The 18962-nt window shown below is 30.8% G+C and carries 19 protein-coding genes; 6 read left to right on the top strand and 13 right to left on the bottom strand.

All coding sequences use genetic code 11. The features are described 5' to 3' along the window. Positions 1-12: 12 nt before the first annotated feature. The 8 genes from AACQ14_RS07835 to AACQ14_RS07800 form a co-directional block, all read right to left on the bottom strand. Entirely contained in the window at positions 13-753 is a 741-nt protein-coding gene (locus AACQ14_RS07835) for a sugar isomerase domain-containing protein (protein ID WP_339363022.1), read from the bottom strand. Beyond that, positions 731-1726 carry a BadF/BadG/BcrA/BcrD ATPase family protein gene (locus AACQ14_RS07830; protein ID WP_339363021.1) on the bottom strand — a complete coding sequence of 332 codons (996 nt, stop codon included), beginning with the start codon at positions 1724-1726 and terminating at the stop codon, positions 731-733. The genes AACQ14_RS07835 and AACQ14_RS07830 overlap by 23 nt, the downstream gene beginning before the upstream one ends. Next, positions 1726-2475 carry an SIS domain-containing protein gene (locus tag AACQ14_RS07825; protein WP_339363020.1) on the bottom strand — a complete coding sequence of 250 codons (750 nt, stop codon included), beginning with the start codon at positions 2473-2475 and terminating at the stop codon, positions 1726-1728. Before AACQ14_RS07825 ends, AACQ14_RS07830 begins: the two co-directional genes overlap by 1 nt. 101 nt (positions 2476-2576) lie before the next feature. Continuing rightward, positions 2577-3929, bottom strand: coding sequence for an ABC transporter substrate-binding protein (locus tag AACQ14_RS07820; protein WP_339363019.1), 1353 nt, complete (start codon positions 3927-3929; stop codon positions 2577-2579). A 76-nt stretch (positions 3930-4005) separates the two neighbouring features. Next, entirely contained in the window at positions 4006-4842 is an 837-nt protein-coding gene (locus AACQ14_RS07815; RefSeq protein WP_339363018.1) for a carbohydrate ABC transporter permease, read from the bottom strand. A gap of 14 nt (positions 4843-4856) precedes the next feature. Further along, a complete protein-coding gene (locus tag AACQ14_RS07810) occupies positions 4857-5756 on the bottom strand; it encodes a carbohydrate ABC transporter permease (RefSeq protein WP_339363017.1) in 900 nt (299 codons plus the stop codon). A gap of 102 nt (positions 5757-5858) precedes the next feature. Beyond that, a complete protein-coding gene (locus AACQ14_RS07805) occupies positions 5859-6563 on the bottom strand; it encodes a GntR family transcriptional regulator (RefSeq protein ID WP_339363015.1) in 705 nt (234 codons plus the stop codon). Positions 6564-6870: 307 nt separating this feature from the next. Continuing rightward, positions 6871-7086, bottom strand: coding sequence for a hypothetical protein (locus AACQ14_RS07800; RefSeq protein WP_339363014.1), 216 nt, complete (start codon positions 7084-7086; stop codon positions 6871-6873). A 205-nt stretch (positions 7087-7291) separates the two neighbouring features. Here AACQ14_RS07800 and AACQ14_RS07795 point away from each other — a divergent pair, with 205 nt between their 5' ends. Next, positions 7292-8365: an HD-GYP domain-containing protein gene (locus tag AACQ14_RS07795; protein WP_339363013.1), complete on the top strand. Its 1074-nt coding sequence runs from the start codon at positions 7292-7294 to the stop codon at positions 8363-8365. Between the two features lie 426 nt (positions 8366-8791). Here the strand turns inward: AACQ14_RS07795 and glpK are convergent, their stop codons facing one another. Then, positions 8792-10285 carry a glycerol kinase GlpK gene (glpK, locus tag AACQ14_RS07790; protein WP_339363012.1) on the bottom strand — a complete coding sequence of 498 codons (1494 nt, stop codon included), beginning with the start codon at positions 10283-10285 and terminating at the stop codon, positions 8792-8794. A 395-nt stretch (positions 10286-10680) separates the two neighbouring features. Here glpK and AACQ14_RS07785 point away from each other — a divergent pair, with 395 nt between their 5' ends. The 5 genes from AACQ14_RS07785 (at position 10681) to AACQ14_RS07765 (ending at position 13819) form a co-directional block, all read left to right on the top strand. After that, positions 10681-10959: an autorepressor SdpR family transcription factor gene (locus AACQ14_RS07785; protein ID WP_339363011.1), complete on the top strand. Its 279-nt coding sequence runs from the start codon at positions 10681-10683 to the stop codon at positions 10957-10959. Continuing rightward, the gene (locus AACQ14_RS07780; protein WP_339363010.1) at positions 10946-11587 is read left to right on the top strand and encodes an SdpI family protein; all 642 of its coding nucleotides are present in this window, start codon (positions 10946-10948) and stop codon (positions 11585-11587) included. Before AACQ14_RS07785 ends, AACQ14_RS07780 begins: the two co-directional genes overlap by 14 nt. 181 nt (positions 11588-11768) lie before the next feature. Next, a complete protein-coding gene (locus tag AACQ14_RS07775) occupies positions 11769-12221 on the top strand; it encodes a hypothetical protein (protein ID WP_339363009.1) in 453 nt (150 codons plus the stop codon). Then, complete coding sequence (locus tag AACQ14_RS07770; protein ID WP_339363008.1) at positions 12190-13131, top strand: TIGR01212 family radical SAM protein; 942 nt, start codon at positions 12190-12192, stop codon at positions 13129-13131. Before AACQ14_RS07775 ends, AACQ14_RS07770 begins: the two co-directional genes overlap by 32 nt. A 160-nt stretch (positions 13132-13291) precedes the next feature. Continuing rightward, positions 13292-13819, top strand: coding sequence for a DUF4364 family protein (locus tag AACQ14_RS07765; protein ID WP_339363007.1), 528 nt, complete (start codon positions 13292-13294; stop codon positions 13817-13819). A 164-nt stretch (positions 13820-13983) separates the two neighbouring features. On the opposite strand, the gene yihA is transcribed toward AACQ14_RS07765, so the two are convergent. The 4 genes from yihA to clpP form a co-directional block, all read right to left on the bottom strand. After that, on the bottom strand, positions 13984-14577 hold the full coding sequence (yihA, locus tag AACQ14_RS07760; protein ID WP_339363006.1) for a ribosome biogenesis GTP-binding protein YihA/YsxC: 594 nt from the start codon (positions 14575-14577) through the stop codon (positions 13984-13986). Between the two features lie 16 nt (positions 14578-14593). Next, positions 14594-16918: an endopeptidase La gene (lon, locus tag AACQ14_RS07755; protein ID WP_339363005.1), complete on the bottom strand. Its 2325-nt coding sequence runs from the start codon at positions 16916-16918 to the stop codon at positions 14594-14596. A 104-nt stretch (positions 16919-17022) separates the two neighbouring features. Beyond that, the gene (clpX, locus tag AACQ14_RS07750) at positions 17023-18327 is read right to left on the bottom strand and encodes an ATP-dependent Clp protease ATP-binding subunit ClpX (RefSeq protein WP_339363004.1); all 1305 of its coding nucleotides are present in this window, start codon (positions 18325-18327) and stop codon (positions 17023-17025) included. Between the two features lie 18 nt (positions 18328-18345). Further along, positions 18346-18927, bottom strand: a complete 582-nt coding sequence (clpP, locus tag AACQ14_RS07745; RefSeq protein WP_113672210.1) for an ATP-dependent Clp endopeptidase proteolytic subunit ClpP — start codon at positions 18925-18927, stop codon at positions 18346-18348. Positions 18928-18962 lie beyond the last annotated feature (35 nt).

Below are 18962 nucleotides of genomic sequence, written 5' to 3'. Positions count from 1 at the left end.
TTTTCTTATTCATCAATAACCGAATTTCTCATAATTCTCCCAAGCAGAACCATTAATAGCACTTGCATTATTAAGATGATTACTTATATATACACTAGGCTCTTTTCCTATAGATATAAGATACTCAACTACAGTTGTCTGCAATGCCCACATTAGATAAGATGCCGCTATCCCTGAAGAAGGACCAATCTTTTTCCCTAACTCTTCTACCTCTACCATAGCATCCCCAAATATTCCACAATTATCAAGAACATAATCACATGCTTCAAATAATCTCTTCCCTGATTTATGTTTAGCCTTTATTTTACTTGAGTATGCAACTGAAGTGATACCTATTGTCTTAACTCCCATTTCCCTTGCTTTTAGAGCAAGCTGAACAGGCATATTATTATATCCAGACACTGAACCGATAATCAGCACATCTCCTTTAGCTACATTGGCTTTACCTAATATGAATTCTGGGAACCCTTCGATTGAATCATAATAAACATTTTCCTTTCCTGGAATCAATCTTTTTCTTGCAGGATTATTGACCTCAAAATTAATTCTTATAGGACGTATAGCCATCATCCCTCCAGTCCTGCCTACCCCCTCATACATTAACATATGTCCAGTATCTAATATATGACATATTCCATTATTAACAAGGCTATCACCTATTACCTTAGCACACTTATCTATAGTTTCGCCCTGTGTCTTTTCTATCTTATCCAATACTTTTTTCATTTCATCATAAAATCTTTCTCTTAACATTGCTGTCACTCCTCAAAATTGGATTTTTCTCTTGATAACTTTTCTGTAGATTATCTAAAATATCTTCATTAATTGTAATTCCATATTCCTTCATAGCCATAATCAAAGCCCCTACTGAAGGTTCAAACCTAGGTTCTTGTATAATAACTTTTGGAAATGCTTCTAACAGCTCATTTGTAAAAGGTTTGATTATAGTATCCTTCATCTTACTGACTCCGCCTGTCAGAACAACCGTAATAATTTCATTGTGTAATCTTAATTGAGAAATGGCTGTTTTAGCAAGATTGGCTAATTTTATTGCAGCTTCATTGATGATCTGTAATGATATCTTATCTTCTATACAAGCATTTTTATATACAACTTTACACAATCCAGCAATTTTCTCTCTATCTACATTATCCCTATACAGAGCTTTCCTCAACTGGATTATATTATTGATATTAAAATATTTTTCTACTTCATTAGATAATGTGGTAGTCAAATTATTCTCATAAGCTCTAATTACTTCTTTTAAACATGATAATCCAATATAATATCCACTGCCTTCGTCCCCTACCAATGGTCCCCAACCACCAAATGTCTTAAATTCATCTTTTTCATTTTTACCTATAACAAATGATCCTGTACCACTTAATACAACCACCCCTGGACAATCTCCTATTGCTGAATAATAGGTATTTAGCTCATCTGCTCCAGTTATTACTTTTTTACTTATATTTGAGTATTTTTTACTAATCTCTTCCCCATACTGTTTTAACCCTGGTATACATATTGTCAGACACCCAAACTCCCTATTAACTTGCTTTGATATTTCATTTATCCCATTATCCAGATTGGCAAAAGCCAATTTTTCATCAATGAAAATAGGGTTAGTAGGTCCATTTCTCAATATGTCTGATATGTATCCTGATTCATCACATACTACAAATTCAGTCTTGGTTCCTCCACCATCAATACCTAAAAATCTATTCATTAATATAGACCCCTTACCCTTGATTTATATTCATATATTAATTTACTATTATGTTCATCTCCACCAGGCATATTAGCACTAGTATATATAGGTGGAATCTTACCTTCTTCATAACAATTATTAACAATATCCAATATTAATCTCTGGACGATGAATATACCTGCTATAGAAGATACACTTCCTATTTTTTGATCGGTACTACCCACATCTATTATTGTATCTCCTCTTGGTACACAATTATCTATTACTATATCAGCTACATCCATCAGCTTTTTATTTGATTCATGCCTTGATTCTATTGTACTGGATGTTTGAATGGAAGTTATTGCAATAACATTCAAGCCTTTTTCTTTCGCTAACATAGCCATCTCTATTGGTACACTATTAATTCCTGAATTAGATATAATGATGATTGGTTCATTCTCTTTAAAATCAACACTTTCTATCAAGATTTCTGCATATCCCGATAACCGTTCAAGCTTAGTGCTTTTGATAGCTCCTTCATGCTGCATAAGACCTGGGTCGAGTATTGGATTGACTTGAACTAATCCACCTGCACGATAAAACATTTCTTCGACAATCATATGTGAGTGCCCTGTTGAAAACACATGCAGTATTCCTTTATTTTGTATGCATCTACTAATTATATTACTTGCTTCTTTTATATTTTCTTTTTGGGTTTTCTCTATATCGTTTAACATCTTTTTGACGTAATCTAGATATTTATTGATACAAATATTATTATTCATTATTACTTCCCCCAGATTGTATATTATTATATTGGTTTATAATTAATAACCCCTTATTAACTAATCCAATAATATGGACTCTATTTATATTCCTTCTTCAATTATTCAAAGAGCTCTGCTGATTTTTTCATGATATTATTTACTACCTTATCAACATCAGCTTCATCAAGCCATAGCTTTTCTCCTTCTTCTTTGAATATTGTATAGAACTGTGCTCCGTTAACAAACGTCTCAAATGGAACTGTATAATCAAGTCCATCTATGAATACATGATTATCAGGTCTCTTATTAACAAAATCAGTAGTATCAACGTCTTTACTTGCTGGTAGACCCATATTAGTATCTAATACAATCTGCTGACCTTCTTTACCTGATAAGAATTCAAGTACTCTCCATGATAACTCAGGGTTCTTAGCTCCTTTTGGTACTGCCCATGTATTAACAAAAGAGTGAGTTATTGATTTACCTTTCATTTTAGGTAAAGGTACTACAACATATTCTACAGCAGGACTAGCAGTATTGAAGTTATTACTAGCAGATAATCCACCCATAGTCATAGCTACTTTACCAGCTACAATAGGTGCCAAACTGCTTTTTCCATATTGTTTTGCTTGTGATTCTGAAGGTACTACTTTATGTTTGTAGATTAAATCATGTAAGAATTGAAGAGCTTCTTTACTTTCTGGAGTATCAAGTGTACATTTTGTACCGTCTTCATTGGCAAATGTACCACCATGTCCTATTAACCAATCATAGATACCGTCTGCATATTTTGGAAAATAAAATCCCCATTGGATTGGTTTTCCATTATCATCTACCTTAGTAAGTTTTTTTGCTATGTCAACGAATTCTTCCATTGTCCAATCCTCTGATGGAATAGGAACTCCAGCTTCTTCAAACATTGCCTTATTACAATACATAGCCATAGTAGTTACATCTCTGGCAACACTATACACTTTGCCTTTATATCTACATGATTCTTTAACAACTGGGTATAGAGAATTAAGATAATCATCAGTAATGAATTCATCTAGACATAGTATTGCTTCTGAATCTGCAAATTTTGGAACTTTATCCATAGCCAGCATCATTACGTCTGGAATAGAATCTCCACCACCAGCTATCATTGTTAGAATTTTATCTGCATATCCACTTCCAACCATAGTGAATTCTAATTCCAAATCAGGATTCAATTCTTCAAATCTTGTTTTTAGTTTTTGTAATGATTCTGACTTAGTAATATCCCACCATGATATAACTGTTACTTTTTGTCTTTTTACAGTTTCCTTATCTGTGTTACCAGATTCTTTGTTGCTAGTATCTTTATTATCTGTTGTTGCATTAGTCTTAGTTGAGGCATCATTATCTTTGTTTGTATCTTTTTTACCTCCACAACCTGACAAACCCATAACCAATGTTAATACAAGAATAACACTTATCAATTTTTTAAACATAATAAAATCCTCCTTATAATAGATATATAGATTAAAATTAGTTTATATATTATGGTGGAATCTCCACCTTAATACCTTATTTACCCCCAAATCCAGAGTCCATAGAAGTCTGTATAAAATACTTCTGGAATATTAGAAACACAACAAGTACTGGTATTAATGCAACAGTTGTACCTGCTAACAACTCTCCCCAATTACTGACTACACCTTGAAAATATTTTAACCCCACAGTTAAAGTCATCTTATCGTATGTATTCAAAACTATACTTGGCCACAAGAACGAATTCCATATTGATCTAAAAGATAATATTCCAACTGTTGCTATAGCTGGTTTGGAATTAGGCATGATGATAGTAAAAAACAACTTAAATCTTGAACATCCATCAATAATTGCCGCATCCTCTAATTCTTTTGGTATTGACAAGAAATATTGTCTGAAGAAGAATATGTTGAATGCATTAATACCAGTGAACAATGGCGGTATCATAATAGCTACATATTTATCAATCCAGTGAAGCATCCTCACTATTGAATAATTAGGTATCAAGGTAACATGGGAAGGCAGCATCATAGTAGCTAGAATCAGCATAAATATAATATTTTTCCCTTTGAACCTTAACTTAGCAAAAGCATAAGCAGCCATTGAAGACAGCAGTATCATAAGAGATGGAACTATCATTGAGATAAATAATGAGTTCCTTAAAAATGATGTAAATGGCAATAGCTCCCAAGTTCTCTTATAATTTTCAACTATAAATGGTTTTGGTATAAGTTTAAGAGGACTCTCATTATATAATTGTCCTGTAGTCTTGAATGAAGCACTTATAGTCCATATAAATGGAAAAATGCTTAATAATGCTAAAAATATCATAACAACATGAAAAATTATTTTACCTGCTTTTCTTTTCTTCATTTTCTTCACCCCACCTAATTAGTTTTATCTTCTCTAGTCTTAAATCTTATTAATGTAAAAACAAAAAGAATAGCAAAGAAAATCCAAGCCAAAGAAGAAGCATATCCCATTTTATAAAAGCTAAAACCAGAGGTATAAATGTAATACATTATAGTATTTGTAGATCCTGCTGGTCCACCTTCTGTCATTACATAAATAGATTCAAACATATTGAAGGATTCAATAATCAACATTATGAGTACAAAAAATGTTGTGTTGGAGAGCATTGGAATGGTAATGTACTTTATTCTTTTCCACTTAGTTGCACCATCCACTTTTGCAGCTTCATATAATGTTTTTGGTATTGTCTGAAGACCAGTCAGAAACATTATCATATAATAACCACTCATCTGCCAGATTCTCATAAATATAAGTGAGGGTTTTGCCCAAAATGTACTCTCTAACCAATTAGGAGGATTCTTTACCCCAAAAGAATATAAAATCGAATTAATGATTCCATTGTCTGGATTAAATATACATAACCAAACCATACTAACAGCAATTGTAGCTGTAACACATGGCATGAAAAAAGAAATTTTATAGAACTTTCCTACTTTACCAATACATCTGTTAATGGCGATTGCTAGACTCATTGATATAACAAGTACTATTGGAACTAGGAATATTACAAAGAATAAAGTATTTCCCATACAATTATAGAACTCAGGGTCTTTAAAAACTTTTATATAGTTCCCCAACCCTATGAATTCTGGTGATGATAATAAATCCCATTTCGTTAATGATATACAAAAAGAATAGATTATAGCTCCAAAAGTAAAAATTGAATAACCTACAAGAACAGGTAATATAAAAATCCAAGCTGTTAATGTTTCTTTTTGTCTTAAAGTAAACTTATGTGTTCTAAAACCCCACAAAACAAAAACCTCCTTTTTTATTTATTATGTCTACATGTTGTCATAACAAGTTAGTATATAGTATATGTCTGTATGTTGACATAACAAGTTCTTTTAAAATTTTTACGAATTAAGTTCCACTACAAATTTATATTTATCCCCTCTATATATTGATTTTACATACTCGAAAGGTTTGTTATCAATATAAGAAACTCTCTCTATTATTAACCCCACTGATTCAGGTTCAATATTCAATAATTCAGCAACCTCTGAATCGATTAAACCTGCCTCTATACTTTGAGTTCCTTTTGTAATAACGATTCCATATCTTTCACGTAAAATCTCATATAATGAACCTTCCAAATTACATTTATCTATATCTGGAATTAAATAAAAAGGTATGAATACTTTTTCTATAGCCATTCTTATACCATCTGCACATCTTATTCTTTCAATACAATATACTTTTACATTTATATCCAACTCTAATTTCTTAGCAATTTCAATTCTAGGTTCTATTACATTTATAGAGATTAATTTAGTCGACGGTACTAACCCTTTACTTTTCATTTCTTCTGAAAAACCCTTTATGGCATTTAATTGCATTCTCTTCTTCTCTAAGCTGACAAAAGAGCCTTTACCTTGCTTCTTTATAATATAGCCTTGATTGACTAATTCATTTAGTGCTTTGCCTACTGTAATTCTGCTTACATTAAACATATCTCCAATAGCTTTTTCTGTAGGCAGCTGCTCTCCTTCACCAATTTCACCATTATCTATTTTATGAATGAAATAATAAGTTATCTGTAAGTATTTAGGAGCATACATATTTAAATTAATATCGTTAATGAATTCCACCTCCTATTGTCATGTTGATATAACATGTTTTATGTATATACTATACTCTTAAAATAATATCTTGTCAAATATTATTTTGTCATATTTTACTATTTTTTGTCTTGGTGATATGTGTTTTTAGTATTAATGTACAAAAAAGTCTAAGATCAGAGGTTTTCTGTAATAAAAAATTAATCCTAAAAGCATTTAAGCTATAATAGGATTAATTTATAAATAAGATGTTTTACAGTAGAAAGCTACTGATATTTTACCAGTAGCCTACCAAGGAGTAGAAATATTATTTGCTATACTTATTTTTTTTATCTTTCATATTATTGTCGTACATGCTGTTGTTCATGTTGTTATCGTCCACGTTATTAATGTCTTCCATATTGTTGTTATACATATTATTATCCATGTTTTCGTCTCTCATGCGGTTACTACTGTTTTCATTATACATGTTGTTATCCATGTTTTCATTATTCATGTTTTTTGATTTATTTCTCTTAGCCATTTAATGACCTCCTTTTTAATTTACATCTTACAGTTATATTATTTGTTATAAAAATTATTTTATGCATATAAAAAAAGTATTATTTTACTTATTTTATAATAAAAAAATAAAAACTAGGTATAAAAAATTATTTTCATAATTAGCAAATTTTGGTATAATATTAAAAAATAAACTGGAAATATTATTTGAAAAGAGGTTTATTGATATGGAATATAAGATTAACAGAATAAGCATTCATGATCTGGAAATAGGTATGGAACTTGCCAATGATGTACTTACATCCAATGGTCTGATACTGATTCCATCTAATACTATTATTACCCAAAATCATATCTTTAAATTAAATTTATATCAAATACTAAGCGTAGATATAAAGGACTACATAGATCTTATAAAATATACCTATATTAATAATAATGACGATATAGAATTCACAAAAAAATTTTTACAATTCAAAGATAGCTATGATACCAATAAGAAAAAATTGACAAAACAATTAGATGACATCGGTAACGGTGGAAATGTTAACATTAGAGACCTTTTCAGGCTTAGTAATGATCTGATAAAAGCTCTCAAAACCAAGAGCGAGCTTTTCAATTACCTTAATCATTTAAGAAGTGTAGATGAATACACATATTCCCATTCATTGAATGTATCAATGCTGTGTAATATATTTGGTCAATGGTTACACCTAGATAAACAAGATATTGAAAACCTGACAGTTGCAGGACTATTACATGATATAGGTAAATTATCAATTGATACAAAAATAATTAATAAACCTGGCAAACTAACTGATGATGAATTTGCAATTATAGAAAAACATCCTGAAATAGGATTCAATCTTGTAAAAAATCTTGACCTTCCAGAAGAAATAAAACTGGGAATACTTATGCATCATGAAAAGATAGACGGCTCTGGATATCCTCTTCACTTAAAAAATACACATATACATGATTACGCTAAAATAATAGCTATAGCAGATATCTATGATGCTATGACATCAGTTCGTTCATATCACAAGAAAACTTCCCCATTCAAAGTTATAAGATTATTTGAAAGAGAATCCTATGGATTACTTGATACTAAGTATCTCTTTGTATTTCTAGAAAATATTGCTTATAATTATTTACATAGAACCGTAAGATTATCTAATGGTGAAGTCGGAAGAATAATCTTCATTCATAGGACAACTCCTTCAAAACCTATTGTGGATGTTGGCATTGCGATAGTTGATATGCAAGATGAAACAGATTTAGATATAGAAGAAATTATGTAAGGTAAAACCTTTAAAACAGGTCATTTTTTATATGAAGAACACCTTTAAAACATTTTTTTATTATTTTTTTAATAAAAATTTAATTTTTTTGTTGAAATTATATAAAATATATACTATAATGTGAATATATGAATGTGTTGTTTACCCTTCTTTTTAAGGAACGATACATATCATATACACTATATAACCCCTTATTAATTATTTATACTCCCCTCATCAAAATAACCACATGGAGACATGTGGTTATTTTATTGTTTAAAACCTTATGAATTAAGGTAATACCTTAACTTTTAATGTTATTATTATTTCTATATCTACCAGTTTTTTCATATATTACATAAAAAATACATCTTAATAATATTCTTAATAAAATTTTTATATTTATTTAATGAAATTTTTATTTAAGTAATATTTTTGTAATATTACCTATTCTTCCCATTTCATAGCTCTGGTAACTGCTTTTTTCCATCCTTTATATTTAATTGCTCTTATTTCATCATCCATCAAAGGATGGAATGATTTATCTATGTCAGTATCCCTATTTAGTTCATCCTTCTTCCAGAATCCAACTGCAAGTCCAGCTAGATAAGCAGCACCTAGAGCAGTAGTTTCAATGACTTTTGGTCTATCTACAACTACACCTAGTATATCCGCTTGAAATTGTAATAGGAAATTATTAGCTGAAGCACCACCATCGACCTTTAATCTCTCCAAGCTAATACCTGAATCTTCAACCATTGCATTAATAACATCCTTAGATTGATATCCAATTGATTCTAATGTAGCTCTTATTATATGGTTTCTATTTGTTCCTCTTGTCAATCCTACTATTGCACCTCTTGCATACATATCCCAGTAAGGTGCCCCTAAACCTGCAAATGCTGGCACCACGTATACGCCTGCTGAATCTTTTTCTTTCATAGCAAAATATTCACTCTCATCTGAAGAGAATATTAATCTCATTTCATCTCTTAACCACTGTATGGAAGCACCAGCAATAAATATACTACCTTCAAGGGCATATTCTACTTTACCATCTACTCCCCAGGCAATTGTTGTTAATAGTCCGTTGTTAGAACTAATCAATTTATCACCTGTATTCATTAATATGAAACTTCCTGTACCATATGTATTCTTTACCATTCCTGGTTCGAAACAACCTTGTCCAAATAAAGCTGCTTGTTGATCCCCTGCTGCTCCTGCAATAGGTATTCTAGCTCCGCCTAATGTTTTTTCATGAGTATATCCGTATATGCAACTTGATGGTTTCACTTCTGGCATCATTGAGATTGGTATATCCAACTCATCTAATATTTTCTGGTCCCATTGGAGTTTACGTATATTGAATAACATGGTCCTAGACGCATTAGAGTACTCTGTAACGTGAACTTCTCCTCTTGTCATATTCCAGATTAACCAAGTATCCATAGTTCCAAATAGTAATTCACCATTCTTAGCTCTTTCTCTCGCACCTTCCACATTATCTAGAATCCATTTAACTTTAGTTGCAGAAAAATATGCATCTATTATAAGACCTGTATTTTCTCTAATATAATCTTCTAACCCTCTCCCTTTTAATTCTTCACATATATCTGCTGTCTGTCTTGATTGCCATACTATGGCATTATAGACTGGCTTACCTGTATTCTTATCCCATACAACTGTAGTTTCTCTTTGATTGGTTATCCCTATAGATACTACTTCATTAACACTTACACCAGCTGTTTCCAATACCTCTCTCATAACACCGCTCTGAGTACCCCAAATTTCCATTGCATCATGCTCAACCCAGCCAGGTTTTGGATATATTTGTTTAAACTCTTTTTGAGCAGTTTCAACAATATCTCCTTTTTTATCAAATAGTATTGCTCTACAACTAGTAGTTCCTTGATCAAGTGACATTACATATTTCTTCTCCATAATAAAAACCTCCTCATTAAATATTATACTATATGAACAACATTTTTTATACATCATTTATTATAGTATCTTGACAATCTTTAACTAATAGAATATATTAGTAATATATTCATTTAGATATTTAACTAAACATATAATTTATGGAGGACTGCACATGGAAGAGATATTCGATTTGATACCAATGATTATTCCCCATATTGTTAGTTCAATCATATTAAATATTTTTCTCCTGCTTATTCAACAACATTATCACTAGAGTTAGTACAAGAAAATATAAAGTTAACCAAAAATATTATACAGTTAACTGTCTCCATACTTGTACTAACCATAGTATTTGTGTTATTATCAATTGTATGTTTTAGTAAACAGGAGTTATGACACACAGGAGTGATATAATGAACGAAGTATTTAAAGCATTGTCTGATCCTACAAGAAGAAAAATATTGGAATTATTATATGAAAAAGACATGACTGCTGGTGATATTGCTAATTGTTTTAATATTAGTAAGCCATCAATCAGCCATCATTTAAATATTTTAAAGAATTCTAAATTAGTTTTTACAGAGCGCCAAGGTCAAAACATAATATATTCATTAAATACTACATCATTTCAATCCATGATAAAATGGATATATGATTTTACAAGAAAGGATGATAATAATGAAAAAACCTAAGCTAACACTTATATTATGTATTATATCATTTATAGGAACTTGTATAGCATATTTCTATTTACCCGATATAATTCCTATACATTGGGGTATTAATGGAGAAGTAGACAATTATGGTCCTAAGTATATGGCAATTATTCTTAGTGCAATACCATTAGCTATTTATTTATTAATGAATACCTTACCAAAAATTGATCCTAAAAAGGAAAATTATAAAAAACACTCTAAAGCATATAATATTTTTTCATTTTATACTATATTATTTTTGATTATCATAAATTGGATAACAATTATAGCTTCTTTTGGTGTAAAAATTGACGTAGGTTTACTTATACCAATCCTAGTAGGAATTCTCTTTATTATTATTGGTAATTATATGCCTCAATTCAGACATAATTATTTTATAGGTATAAAAACACCTTGGACTCTTACTGATGAAACCAATTGGAAAAAAACACATTTCTATGGCGGATATGTTTTTATGATTTTAGGAATAATTATCATATTAATGGGAATTATATCAAACCCATTAATAGTATATATTGGTTTAGCTGTTTCAGCAATTCTATTTATATCATTATTTGTTTATTCCTACTTGCTTTATAAAAATAAGTATGCCTCAAAAAAATAAAAATGGAAATAATTTATATAATAAAATAATGTTTTTATTATATAAGTTTTAAGGAAAAAGGTTCTAATAACCTTTTTCTTTTTAATATCAACAATCCCATTCAAGTGGGTTTTTTTGTTTGTTTATTTCATCTTTCTTAGCATATATTATTTATATAGAAAAAAATAAAAGGATGAATCAAATGACTGACATAATAAGCGAAACAGAACTAGAAATCAAACTCAATGAATTTCGAGATGTATTAATCAACTATGATTACTCTGAAATTGAGAACGTCATATTTTTTGATATTAACTCTCTTAATTATTATATTGAAAACAACGAAGGAAATCCTTTTGAAAAACAATATGATGCAATTGAAAAAATATTAAATAGTATTTACCTATACTTGCCATGCAGTCTTTCAGATGATACTATAAATGTAATCTCAGATATTCTGAATGTTAAATATGGAGATGAAACTATAGTTAAACAGAATGTTCTATTCAATATCAAATTAGAGTTTATTGATATGGTAAAGAATATATCAACAGAAGAAGAATGGAAAAAATTAGTACAGTTATGTAAAAAAATCAGGAATACGAAAGAGAAACTCGAAAGGAATGAAAAAGAATATGAGTATTTGGGGAGATAAACCCTATTATTCATTAAATTACTATTTAAGAGAATTATACGGTGAGAAAATATATAAAATTGCAATAGATGGCGGTTTCACTTGTCCTAATAGAGATGGTAAGATTGGTACTAGAGGTTGTATTTTTTGCAGCGAAGGCGGTTCTGGAGATTTCGCTTCTTCAGCATCATTATCAATATATGACCAGATTGAAGAAGGTAAGAAAAAATTGTCATCAAAAAAAACAGGGAATAAATATATTGCTTACTTTCAAGCATACACTAATACTTATGCCCCTATCAATCGTTTAAAGGCACTTTTTAGGGAAGCAATATCCCACCCTGATATAATTGGTCTATCTGTAGCAACAAGGCCTGATTGCCTTGATAATGAAGTTATAAAACTATTAGCCACCATTAATAAAACCAAGAAGGTATGGGTTGAACTGGGATTACAATCAATTCATACCTCTTCTGCATCCTTTATAAGACGTGGATATGAACTGGATTGTTTTGATAGTGCTGTAACAAGACTTACAGAGGCTGGCCTTGACGTAGTTGTTCATCTAATATTAGGACTACCTAATGAAACAAAAGAAGATGTTCTTCAATCAGTAAAATATATATGCAACAAGAATATTAGGGGGATAAAACTTCAATTATTACATGTACTAAAAAATACTGACCTAGCCGATTATTACGCTGAAAATGATTTCAAGATATTATCAATGGATGAATATATTGATTTACTAATATCTTGTATAGAAATTATTCCGCCTGAAATTGTAATTCATAGAATTACAGGAGATGGACCTAAAAATCTATTGATTGAGCCTCTTTGGAGTGGTAATAAAAAAGTAGTTTTAAATACTATATTAAAAGAATTCAAAAACAGAAATACTTGGCAAGGTAAAAAACAACCTCTAATCTAGTATAATATTAAATACCCACTTGTTTATTTTCTTTTTTTAATATACAATAGTTGTTAATATATAAAGTGTTTTAATATATACTGACCACTATATGTTGTGGTTATCTAATATTATATATTTAGATAAATACATATTAGATCGGTTTTTAAGGAGGGTTTATATGAAGGGTTCAAATCATGAATTAAGTGTAAATAAGTTAATAATTCTTTATATGATTGAGAAATTAGACATGCCTATGTCATATACTCAGATTTCAGAATTTTTATTAGCTCATGAATATATGAATTATTTTTCACTACAGCAGTATTTTTCGGAACTAGTTGAAACTAATTTATTGGCTACTAAAGTAATAAATCATTCTACTAGATACTCTATTACCGAAAATGGCAAAAAAACATTGGAATATTTTGAAAATAGGATACCTGAAAGTATTTGTACTGAGATACTTAACTATCTAAAAGATAAAAAATTAGAGTTAAAAGATGAGTTTGAGATAACAGCAGAATATTATCCTAAGAAAAACGGGGATTATACTGTTAATTGTATCGCAAAAGAGAAAAAAGATCTGCTTATGGAAATTAAAATCAATGTTGTGTCTAAGGAACATGCTCTGAAGATATGTGATAATTGGAAGGAAAATCCTCATATGATTTATGGAAAGATATTGGAGGAGTTGTTGAAGTCTTAGATGGGGCTGAGCAATTAAGCGTAGCGGTATATAGATAGTTTTTCTTGCCTAGAGACGGTCTACGAAAAACTATCTATATACCGCTTTTGTTTCCCTTTGGTGACGGTTAAATGTGAATAACCGATATAGTTAGTTATTGAATTTAAAATAATTGTACCATTACTTTAGTTACTATTTTCTATGATATCATCAATGATTTCCCACAGGGTGTCTTTTCCTTGTTTTGTGGTTGCGGAAAATGGGACTATTTTTTTACGGTCTGTGATACCTAGGGATTTTCTTATGATACTTACGTGTTTATCTATTTGGCTTCTTTTTATTTTGTCTAGTTTGGTCGCGATTACGATTGGATCGAAACCGTTATATACTATCCAGTCGTATAACATTTTGTCGTTGTTGCCTGGTTCGTGTCTTATATCTACTAACAATAGTATTTGTTTTAATTGTTGTCTTTCATAAAGATAGCTTTCTATGAATTTTCCCCAGCGTTCACGTTCGGTTTTGGAAACTTTTGCATAACCGTATCCTGGTAAATCTACGAAGTAGAGTTTATCTTCAATATTGTAGAAATTGATAGTTTGTGTCTTTCCAGGTTGGGAGGATGTTCTTGCGTAGGATTTTCTGTTTATTAATGCATTAATAAGTGAGGATTTTCCTACGTTGGATTTTCCAGCGAAAGCAACTTCTAGTAGACCTGTATCAGGAAATTGAGAAGCATTTCCTGATACAACTTCTAGGTTTACATTATTTACGTTCATATTATCTCCTGCCTCTTTAATTAGTATTTATAATGGCTTCATCAATAACTTCATTCATACTGGTTACATAAATGACTTCTAGTCCTTTTGTAATTTCTCTATCCACTTCAGACATATTTTTCATGTTATCTTTTGGTATTAAGACTTTTTTAATACCTGCTCTTTTGGCTGCCAAGAGTTTTTCTTTTAGACCACCGATAGGTAGTACACGTCCCCTAAGGGTTATTTCTCCTGTCATAGCAACATCATTTTTAACAGGTTTGTTAGTAAGAGCTGATATCATAGCAGTTGCCATTGTAATACCTGCTGAAGGTCCATCCTTTGGTACAGCTCCTTCTGGAATATGGATATGGATATCAATGTTTTTATAAAAATCTTCATTAATCTCTAATTCTTTTGTCTTGGATCTAATGTAACTGATTCCTGCTCTAGCAGATTCCTTCATTACATCTCCTAGTTGACCAGTTAATTCAAACTTACCTGTACCTTTCATAGTATTAACTTCTATTGAAAGTGTATCTCCACCAACAGCGGTCCAAGCTAGACCTCTAACAACACCTACTTGGGATTTGTCGGCTATCCTATCAAAAGTATATAAGGGAATTCCCAGATACTTTTCAATATTTTGGTCTGTAATTTTTATTGATGGCTTATTATTAACTAATACTTCTTTTGCAGCTTTTCTACATATTTCTCCGATTCTTCGTTCTAAGTTTCTGACTCCAGCTTCTTTTGTATAGCTGCTTATAAGAGTTTTAAGTGCATTTTTACTTATTGATAATTGACCTTCTTTTAGACCATGTTTCTCCATTTGCTTCATAATAAGATGTCTAACTGCTATATGCATCTTTTCATTAGCTGTGTAACTTGTGACTTCAATGAGTTCTAACCTGTCTAATAGAGGTCTAGGTATAGTTTGTACAGAGTTTGCAGTCGCTATAAACAATACATCAGATAAATCAACTGGCAATTGTATATAATGGTCTCTAAACTTATTATTTTGTTCTGAGTCAAGCACTTCTAATAATGCAGATGATGGATCTCCTCTAAAATCAGAACTCATCTTATCAATTTCATCAAATAACATCAATGCGTTACTTGAACCTGATTGTTTTAATCCATTAACGATACGTCCTGGCATAGCCCCTATATAGGTTCTTCTATGTCCACGTATTTCGGCTTCATCTCTTACTCCACCTAGAGATATTCTAACATAATTTCTATTCAAAGCTTTTGCTATTGACTTGGCTATGGATGTTTTTCCAGTACCAGGAGGTCCTACTAAACATAAAATAGGGCTATCTGTTTTAGCTGATAATTTTCTGACTGCTAGATGTTCAAGTATTCTTTCTTTTACTTTTTCAAGTCCGTAGTGATCCTTATCTAATATATCTTGAGCTTTAGTAATATTCTTTGATTCTTTTGTTTTTCTATTCCAAGGTAATTCCAACAAGCATTCAATATAATTTCTAACAACTACACCTTCTGAAGAACCATTAGGTATTTTTTTCATTCTATCAATTTCTTTTTCTACCGTTTCTTTGACATTTTTAGGTGCTTTTAGCTTTTTAAGCTGTTCTTTATATTTTTCTACTTCTTCACCCAAACCATATTTATCGCCTAGTTCATTTTGAATTACCTTGAGTTGTTCTCTTAGATAGTACTCTTTTTGATTTTTATCTATTTTTTGTTTTACTTGGATTTGAATATCTTTTTTAATTTTACTTAGTTTTATTTCACTCTTTAGAATTGATATAGTCATCTTTAACCTTTGAGCTGGGTCAATTTCTCCTAATATTTTCTGCTTGTCTTCAAGTGAAATATTTATGTTGGAGGCAATACTGTCTGCTAACTTACCAATATTCTTGATTCCCAACATATTTTTTATGGTTTCTATAGAGTACTGTGGGTTTACTTTTGAATATTCTTCTAGACATTCAAATGTTATTCTAAGAAGAGCTTCCTTTTCTTCTTCGCTAATTTCAGCTTTGGTTTTATCTATTTTTTCGATTTCAGTCATTATAAATGGTTCTTCTGAAATAATATTCTTAATTTCTCCACGGTCTAATCCTTCGACTAATACTCTTATTATATTTCCTGGCAGCTTGATTAATTGCTTGATCTTCGAAATGGTTCCAAACTTATATAAATTATCTACTAATGGTTCTTCTTCCTTTGCATCCTTTTGAGCTACTAGAAAAACTAACTGTTCATTGGTCATAGCTTCTTCTAAAGCATTAACTGATTTTTTTCTGTTCACGTCAAAATGTATAATCATATCAGGTAATACATTAATGCCTCTAAGGGCTAATAAAGGAAGTTTTATTGTCGTTTCTTCCATATTTATGTAACCTCACTCCTTAAAGTATTTTAATCACATGAAATTCATAGTTTTAATAAAAATCCCCCTACTAGGCAGGGGGTATTTATGTTAGGAAACAGGTCCTAAGCAGTTTCATTTTCATTTTTGCGTTTTGTTCTCTTTTTAGCTACGGGCTTTTTTAGTGATTGTATATTTTCATTAATGACTAATTTCGGTTTTTCATTACCCTCAATTACATCTTTCGTAATGACACATTTCTCAATCTTATCATTTGAAGGTATCTCAAACATGACATCAGTCATGATTTCTTCTATAATTGCTCTAAGCCCTCTTGCCCCTGTTTTTCTATCAAGAGATTTTTTAGCTATTGATATTAGGGCATCATCATCAAATTCTAACTCCACACTATCCATATCAAATAATGTTTTATATTGTTTAACTAGAGAATTTTTAGGTTTTACAAGTATATCAACTAGAGCTTCTTCTGTTAAGTTATTAAGAGTAACATTAACAGGTATACGACCTACAAATTCTGGTATAAGTCCAAATTTAATCAAGTCTTGTGGTAATAGTTCTTTTAACACATGACCTATTTGCTGATTCTTGATACTCTCTACTGTTGCCCCAAATCCCATGGATTTTTCGCCAATACGTTTTTGAATTGTTTTTTCTAAACCATCAAATGCACCCGCACAAATAAATAGAATATTAGTTGTATCTATTTGAATAAATTCCTGGTGTGGATGCTTTCTTCCACCTTGTGGAGGAACAGAAGCAATAGTACCTTCTAAAATCTTTAATAGTGCCTGTTGAACACCCTCACCACTTACATCTCTTGTTATAGATGGATTATCGGATTTTCTAGCTATTTTGTCAATCTCATCAATATATATAATACCTTGTTCAGCCTTTTCAATGTCAAAATCTGCTGCCTGAATAAGACGTAGTAATATGTTTTCAACATCTTCGCCAACATAACCTGCTTCAGTTAAAGAAGTAGCATCTGCAATTGCAAAAGGTACACCTAACATTTTAGCTAATGTTTGAGCCATGTATGTTTTACCTGAACCTGTAGGTCCAACCATGAGTATATTACTCTTTTTGAGTTCTACATCCTCATTCTTAAAATCACTTCTTATTCTTTTATAATGATTATACACAGCAACTGCTAATGTTTTCTTAGCATCTTCTTGACCAATAACATAATCATCTAAAAATGTCTTTATCTCAAGAGGCTTCGGTATATTTTCAAGATCTTGTGCTTCTTTGTAATCTTGGAACTCTTCTTCTATGATTTCTGCACATAATTCAATACATTCGTCACAAATATAGACGTTAGGTCCTGCGATAAGCTTTCTTACTTGATCTTGAGCTTTGTGACAGAATGAACATCTAAGTTGTTTCTTGTCTTCATATTTATTAGCCACTGCTTCACCTACTTTCGGCTATCTTTTTTCAAACACTTTGTCAATAAGACCATATTCTTTAGCAGCTTCAGCTGTTAAGAAGTTATCTCTATCAGTATCTTTCTCAATAACCTCTAATGGCTGACCAGTCTTTTCACTTAAAATTTTATTAAGTTTCTCTCTAATCTCGATTATTCTATCTGCATGTATCTTGATATCAACAGCTTGCCCTTGGATTCCTCCAAGTGGTTGATGTATCATTATTTCTGCGTTAGGTAAAGCATATCTTTTCCCTTTCGCTCCACCAGCAAGTAAAAATGATCCCATACTAGCAGCCATACCAATACATATTGTTGATACATCTGGTTTAATGTATTGCATAGTATCATATATAGCCATTCCTGCAGTAATTGATCCTCCTGGACTATTTATATATAAATGAATGTCTTTTTCTGGGTCTTCAGCTTCTAGAAATAATAACTGTGCTACAATTACACTTGCAGCTGCATCAGTAACTTCTTCTCCTAAGAAAATAATTCTTTCTTTTAAAAGTCTAGAAAAAATATCGTATGATCTTTCTCCTCTGCTAGTTTGCTCTATGACATAAGGTACTAAACTCATAATTATTTACCTCCTCTTCCTTTTATCTTACGCAA

Source organism: Vallitalea maricola (assembly GCF_036985595.1).
GTDB lineage: Bacteria > Bacillota > Clostridia > Lachnospirales > Vallitaleaceae > Vallitalea > Vallitalea maricola.
This window is presented reverse-complemented; position numbering and strand designations above follow the sequence as displayed.